We start from the raw sequence: 6,787 nt of genomic DNA on the forward strand, positions 1-6,787 counted from the left end.
CAACGGTTTATCCAAAGCCAGTGATAAAGATTTGGCAAACTGTGCACCCACCAGTAAACTGCCGATTAGGCCTGGCGCCGGTGTAAAGGCAACGGCATCTATATCGTGAGTGGTGAGTGGCAAGTGGTGAATAGCTGAAGCCTGTTTTAAAGCAGCATCAACAACCGGAACTATATTTTGAATATGAGCCCTGCTGGCCAGTTCAGGCACAACGCCGCCGTACTGCTCATGAATGGCCTGGCCGGCAATAATGTTGGATAAGATTTTTCCATCAATACAAACCGAAGCCGACGTTTCATCACAGGAAGATTCAATGGCGAGGATGGTTATTTCTGCATCATCATTGATAAGCTGTTCCTCAAAAGTTTTACTGTTGCTCACCAATCAAAAATAAACCGGATAAAGTTTTTTTGACGGAAAATACGCATACCGAGGATTTTATTAACGAAGTTGTTTATATTTTTAAGGCCGGGGTCAGACCGCATGTTCTGCGAGGCGTCCTCGCCTCGCAGAGCATGGTATATCGCCTCCGGCGATGATACTAAATGTTCCTTCTTATGTGTGCGCCTAAGCGGCAAGCGATAAAAACGGTTTTTAAGTTCACATCTTATATGCAGAGGAGCACCAACCGGTAGCAGGCTCTGCAGGCAGGCATCTCACCTGCTTGCGAAAAAAGGGCGGGTCAGGCCCGCGATAGCGGCCTGACCCGGCCAAATATCTATTTTTGTAAGTTAATGGCTGTTCGTATGAATATGAATAATATCAATTCGGGTGAAGAGTGGATGAAAGTATTGCTGGCTGAGAAACAGAAACGCTTGGATAAAATAAAAGAGGGCGGTGGTAAAAAGTCCATCGAAAAACAAAAGCAAAAAAACAAGCTTACTGCGCGGGAAAGGGTTGATTATTTAACTGATAAAGAAAAGCCCTTTGTTGAAATAGGCGCGTTTGCCGGCTATGAAATGTACGATGCGCAGGGCGGTTGCCCCGCCGGTGGCACGGTTGCGGGCATTGGGTATATAAGCGGCAGGCAATGCGTTATTGTTGCCAATGATCAAACCGTAAAAGCCGGCGCCTGGTTTCCCATAACCGGCAAGAAAAATTTGCGCATGCAGGAAATCGCCATGGATAACCATTTACCCATCATCTATCTTGTTGACAGCGCAGGTGTTTATCTGCCCATGCAGGATGAGATTTTTCCTGATAAGGAACATTTTGGCCGTGTATTCCGAAACAATGCACAAATGAGCGCTATGGGCATTACGCAAATAGCGGCGGTGCTTGGCGCCTGTGTGGCAGGCGGCGCTTACCTGCCAATAATGAGCGATGAAACTTTGATAGCTGAAGGCAATGGCAGCATTTTTCTGGCCGGCCCGCATCTTGTTAAAGCCGCAATCGGGGAAGATATTGATGTGGAAACTTTAGGCGGCGCTGAAACGCACAATGCCATAAGCGGTATTGCGGATTATAAATATGCAACCGAGCACGAATGCCTTGATAAAATAAAAACGATCATCAGCAAATTGGGTAAGCCGGCGCTTGCTGGTTTTAACCGTGCCGTGCCGGCAGCGCCATTAAAAAATACAGTGGATATTTATAAGGTGATGCATGTAAATAATGCAAAGCCATATAATGTTGTGGATATAATTGAATGCATGGTTGATGCCGGCACATTCAGCCAGTTTAAGGAAGAATATGGCAAAACCATTGTATGCGGCTATGCAAGAATTGACGGATGGGCAGCAGGTATTGTTGCCAACCAGCGGCTGATTGTAAAAAACAGCAAAGGCGAGATGCAGATGGGCGGTGTAATTTATAATGACAGCGCCGACAAAGCGGCGCGGTTTGTTCTTAACTGCAACCAGAAAAAGATACCCCTGGTTTTTTTGCAGGATGTTACCGGTTTTATGGTGGGCAGCCGCAGCGAGCAGGCGGGTATAATTAAAGACGGCGCCAAATTGGTAAATGCCGTTGCGAATTCAGTAGTTCCAAAATTCACAATCATTACAGGCAATAGTTATGGCGCGGGCAATTATGCCATGTGCGGCAAAGCTTATGATCCTCGTTTTATATATGCATGGCCCGGCGCTAAAATTGCAGTGATGGGCGGCGATCAGGCTGCAAACACCTTATTGCAGATTCAGCTTGCAGGAAAAGAAGTAAGCCATGATGAACAGCAGCAGTTATTAAACGAAATAAAATCACGCTACGATAAGCAAACCAGCCCTTATTATGCCGCGGCCCGCCTGTGGGTTGATGATATAATTGACCCTTCCGATACAAGAAAGCTGATAAGCGAAGGCATTGCTGCGGCCAATCATAACCCTGTAATAAAAGAGCTGAAGCTTGGCGTTTTCCAGGTATAATATCAAGGCCTGCATCTATTTTTAATTTTTATGCCACCTGCTTAATTCTTTTTCGCGCTATCGCCTTTCTGGTTGTTGTATGATTTATTGGTGCCGGTATTGGGCATGGCTTAAGTGCCGCTTATTGTATCTGTTCCCACAACATTCGATGATTTGGGTGAGGGTATCTGCTGGCGCTGGCCAGGGTGATAATCCATAGCATTGCCTGCCGGGTTGGCTGATGTGCTGTCTTCAATACCGGGGCTTGTATTTTTAGTGGGGAAGATGAATGGCCATGGCATGAAATAATAAAGAACAGGCCCGCTAAAACCGGTAAAAAAATTTTGCTTTCATACAATTGAATTTAATGCTGAGTGGTTTAATGCGCTTTCTTGCTGTTAAGTTAAACACTATTCCATTAAATATAGCAGCAATAAAAAACGGGCTATAAAAATAACCCGTTACCATTACATTACTCAAGATTATAAGATTAGTGTGTATGTTTGAATTATCTAAAGATGTGCCAATAAGAATAACAGTGCAGCATGCTGCTTGTGCTTATGTTTTGTGCACGGATAGAAAGGAAAATTTTCTACAATCTGTTAATTAAACCTCAGTTTACCGCTATAATAATCCACCACCATTGCGCTTAAAACATAATTGTATTTGGCAATAATAAGGTTCAGGCTTGCCTGGTCAAGATAGTTTTTGGCTAAAACATAGTCAACAGAAGTAATGGCGCCTGCATTAAATTTTATTTCGGCTATGCGAAAAGATTCTTTATAAGCATTCACCTGTTCTGTAAGCGCAGTAAAACGGTTTTTGGCTGATACCACATTTGCATAAGCCTGTTCTATATTTTGCTGCAACTGCGTTTTAGTGGTTTTTAAAACTATCTCTGCATCCTTCTGCTGTAGTAATGCGGTTTTTATCTGCGTTTTGTTTCCAAGGTTGTTAAGCAATGGAATGCTTATGCCTATGCTGAGCGAATTGTAGAAGTTATTGGCAAACTGGGTGGCATAAGGTATTTTATGCGATAAATAATTATCCTGCACCGCATATACGGGAAGCTTACTGCCATTGTTCAATACATAATTATCTGTTTCCGCGTAAGAAGAGCTGATAAGCTCCTGGGTAGTTGCTGCGCTTGAATAGGTTGTAGATAAGTCGCCGCTGAAATACAGGGAAGGATAACGTTGTGCACGATAGCTTTTCACGCTGTATTCAGCGCTGCTTTTTCGCAGTTCTGCAGCTTTTACAACAGCAAGATTTTGTAAAGCTGCCTGGTAAATTGAATCTGTATTGCTGACAGCATTACCTGCAAAATCAGTAATATTTACAGGCTCAACGTCCCTGTTTTTGTCATACATTATATTAAGCAACTGGGCCAATGTTATTTTAGCAGTTTGCAAATTATTGTCTGCGCTTGCCACCGTTAGCTGGTTTTGCGCGTATGTTCCTTTAAGATCAGATAATTCTTCCGGGCCAATGCTGCCGTCCTGGTTTAGTATATCAAGCCGCTCTACCTGTTTTAAAGCCACTTCCTGCTGCTGCACAGCGGCGGTAAGTAATTCTTTATTGGTAAGTATCTGCAGGTATTGAAGTATCACATCCAGTGCCACGGCATCTTTTTGCTGCTGTATTTCATACTCGCTTGCCTGGAAGGCCAGCTTGCTTTGCTTTATGCCACGCTGAATAGCCCCGAAGTTAAACAGGGTAAGGCTGCTGGTTAAGCTATAGCTGGCAAACCTGATGGTTTGGTTTGAATAGGTATTTGTATAGGGGTCAACGCTGCGGCCGCTATTTATGCCGTGGCTTATATCGCCGTTCAATGTGGGCAGCATATAACCTTTTGCATTTTGCCAGCTTGCCTTTGAAATGCCCGATGTTACCTCGCTGCGCTGCACATCATTATTATTTTGCAACGCTATCTGTATGCATTGCTGCAGCGTAAGTTTTTCAGGTATGGTGTCAGCCTGCGCAAAAATGGTTGTGCTTATTATCGCAAATAATGCTATTAATGTAGTTCTGATCATAATCCAGTGCTTCATATAAAATTTTACTGTTCAATTCTGCCATCTAATAAATTAATAATGCGGGAGCCATATTCGGCGTTCTTTTCGGAGTGTGTTACCTGTATAACGGTTACACCATCTTCTTCATTCAGCTTCTTAAATAGTTCCATTATTTCTTCGCCCTGTTTTGAGTTAAGGTTGCCGGTTGGCTCATCGGCCAGCAATAATTTTGGGTTGGCCACAAGTGCCCTTGCTATGCCAACCAGTTGCTGCTGCCCGCCGCTTAACTGCGTTGGAAAAAGGTCTTTCTTGCCTACAATATTAAAACGGTCAAGTATGTCTGCAACAATGGCTTTTCTTTCTGAAGTTTTTGAGTTCTGGTAAATTAAAGGTGTTTCAATATTCTCATACACGGTTAATTCATCAATAAGATGATAAGCCTGGAAAACAAATCCTATGTATTGCTTATATAATTGCGAACGGTGTTTCTCTTTCAGCTTGTTTACGTGCTCGCCCATAAAAAAATAATCACCTTCATCAAATTCGTCCAGCATGCCCAATACATTTAATAAAGTAGATTTTCCCGAGCCGGAAGGCCCCATTACAGAAACAAATTCACCCTGCTTAATTGTAAGATTTATATCTTTTAAAAGAAATGTTTTTATGCCGCCAACTGTTACCCATTTGGAGAGATGCTGTAGTTCTATCATGCTGGTTTAATTTTTATTGTACTTCAAGTATAAGAAAGATGTACCAATTAATACAAGTATTGATAAGCAATTAGTTAGCAAAACAGCATACAATAAAAGTGTACGCTTTTGATACAGTGAATGTTCATTTTCAGCATAAGTCATTAATGCGCCCTTTAGCATTTTGCTTGGTTTTTTTGGAACATGAAAAGAAATTGAAAACAATTTGCGCACTGATAAAAGTAAGGAATAGTAAACTATGGCAAGTATGTATTGCCCGCCCGCAAGCAATGTGCCGGATGTTAGCAGCAAGCTTTACAAACTCTGTCTCGCAACAGAGACATTAAATTTTGAACCTTTCAACAAAGAAATTTTGGACTTTACAACAAAACAAAAAAATTATTTTACTGCGAGCTTTGTGCCATAAATAATTATACAATGGCAAATTCAGATAAACTGGTTTTAGTAACCGGCGGTTCGGGTTTTGTGGGCGGGCATTGCATTGTTCAGCTTTTACAAAAAGGGTATAATGTGAGAACCACCATTCGTTCGTTATCCAAAAAGAAAACAGTAATTGAAATGTTGAAAAACGGTAACATACAATCGTTTAACAATATCTCATTTGCAGAAACAGATCTGCTGGATGATAGAAACTGGGATGAAGCCGCCAATGGTTGTAACTATGCATTACATATCGCTTCGCCAATTCATTTGGCAATTCCCAAAGACGAAAATGAAATGATAAAACCTGCTGTGAACGGAACGCTGCGGGTTTTAAAGGCAGCGCGGGATGCAGGTGTGAAAAGGGTTGTAATGACTTCTAATTTTGGTGCTGTTGGCTATAGTCACAAAGATCCGGCAAAATTAATAACTGAGGAAAGCTGGACAGACCCAAATGAAAAAGGGCTTTCTGCCTACAACAAATCAAAAGTTTTGGCGGAAAGGGCTGCCTGGGAATTTATGAAAAACGAAGGCGCAAACCTGGAACTAACCGTCATCAATCCGGTTGCCATTTTTGGTCCTGCTTTGGATGCTAAACTTTCAAGTGGTTTTGAGTTATTGAAAAATGTATTGGACGGCACATTGAAGCGAATACCCAACCTGGAACTTGCCATTGTTGATGTAAGGGACCTGGCCGATTTGCATATGAAAGCAATGGAAAGCGCAAGCGCAAAAGGGCAACGGTTTTTGGCTTTATCTGATGGCACAATGAGTTTGCCTGAAATAGCCGTTTTTTTAAAAAATAAAATGCCGGATATAGCACAAAAAGCATCCACTAAAACCATTCCCGACTGGGCTGTAAAATTTGCAGGGTTATTTAACCCAAAAGCAAAAGCACTTGCCTCTATGCTGGGTGTAAACAGAAAGGCAAGCAATGACAAAGCAAAAACAATTTTAGGATGGAAGCCACGGCCCAAAGAACAGGCAATAGCGGCTTCTGCAGAAAGCCTGAATAAATTTGGAAACATTAAATGAAACCGGGCATGATAATTTTTCTCACACAGGGGAATGTACATGGCGAGGTTCTCCCGAAGCAAGTTCGGGACAGGCATGAGACCATTAAAAAACAAACTTGCACGAATGAAACCGAGCATGATAATTTTTTTCACACAAGGGAAATGCACATAGCGAGGTTACATGAGACCATTGAAAAAACAAATATGCATGAGTGAAACGCCCATGTAAAATGTATTCAACACACAGGGGAATGTACATCAGGGCGTTCCATGAGGCCATTGAA

5 protein-coding genes and 1 pseudogene are annotated in these 6,787 nt (G+C 42.2%); 2 read left to right on the plus strand and 4 right to left on the minus strand.

The window, feature by feature from the left end:
* Positions 1 to 381: pseudogene (locus QM629_RS13810) on the minus strand (hypothetical protein); the annotation flags it as partial.
* A gap of 365 nt (positions 382 to 746) precedes the next feature.
* Here QM629_RS13810 and QM629_RS13815 point away from each other — a divergent pair.
* A complete protein-coding gene (locus QM629_RS13815; protein WP_415160469.1) occupies positions 747 to 2,363 on the plus strand; it encodes an acyl-CoA carboxylase subunit beta in 1,617 nt (538 codons plus the stop codon).
* A gap of 110 nt (positions 2,364 to 2,473) precedes the next feature.
* Here the strand turns inward: QM629_RS13815 and QM629_RS13820 are convergent, their stop codons facing one another.
* From QM629_RS13820 to QM629_RS13830, 3 genes are all read right to left on the minus strand, one after another.
* Positions 2,474 to 2,644, minus strand: a complete 171-nt coding sequence (locus tag QM629_RS13820; RefSeq protein WP_415160470.1) for a hypothetical protein — start codon at positions 2,642 to 2,644, stop codon at positions 2,474 to 2,476.
* A gap of 300 nt (positions 2,645 to 2,944) precedes the next feature.
* Positions 2,945 to 4,393, minus strand: coding sequence for a TolC family protein (locus QM629_RS13825; RefSeq protein WP_415160471.1), 1,449 nt, complete (start codon positions 4,391 to 4,393; stop codon positions 2,945 to 2,947).
* 8 nt (positions 4,394 to 4,401) lie between these two features.
* Positions 4,402 to 5,067, minus strand: a complete 666-nt coding sequence (locus tag QM629_RS13830; protein WP_415160472.1) for an ABC transporter ATP-binding protein — start codon at positions 5,065 to 5,067, stop codon at positions 4,402 to 4,404.
* A gap of 417 nt (positions 5,068 to 5,484) precedes the next feature.
* Between QM629_RS13830 and QM629_RS13835 the strand changes: the two genes are divergently transcribed.
* Entirely contained in the window at positions 5,485 to 6,522 is a 1,038-nt protein-coding gene (locus QM629_RS13835; protein ID WP_415160473.1) for an SDR family oxidoreductase, read from the plus strand.
* The last annotated feature ends 265 nt before the right edge of the window (positions 6,523 to 6,787 follow it).

The organism is Parafilimonas sp., from assembly GCF_047606085.1.
In the GTDB taxonomy this organism is placed as follows: Bacteria; Bacteroidota; Bacteroidia; order Chitinophagales; family Chitinophagaceae; genus Parafilimonas.

What these genes read in the sequence shown, in the direction of transcription:
- QM629_RS13830 (WP_415160472.1), bottom strand. Translation starts at nt 5,067, where the DNA reads ATGATAGAACTACAGCATCTCTCCAAATGGGTAACAGTTGGCGGCATA.
- QM629_RS13820 (WP_415160470.1), bottom strand. Translation starts at nt 2,644, where the DNA reads ATGCCATGGCCATTCATCTTCCCCACTAAAAATACAAGCCCCGGTATT.
- QM629_RS13825 (WP_415160471.1), bottom strand. Translation starts at nt 4,393, where the DNA reads ATGAAGCACTGGATTATGATCAGAACTACATTAATAGCATTATTTGCG.
- QM629_RS13835 (WP_415160473.1), top strand. Translation starts at nt 5,485, where the DNA reads ATGGCAAATTCAGATAAACTGGTTTTAGTAACCGGCGGTTCGGGTTTT.
- QM629_RS13815 (WP_415160469.1), top strand. Translation starts at nt 747, where the DNA reads ATGAATATGAATAATATCAATTCGGGTGAAGAGTGGATGAAAGTATTG.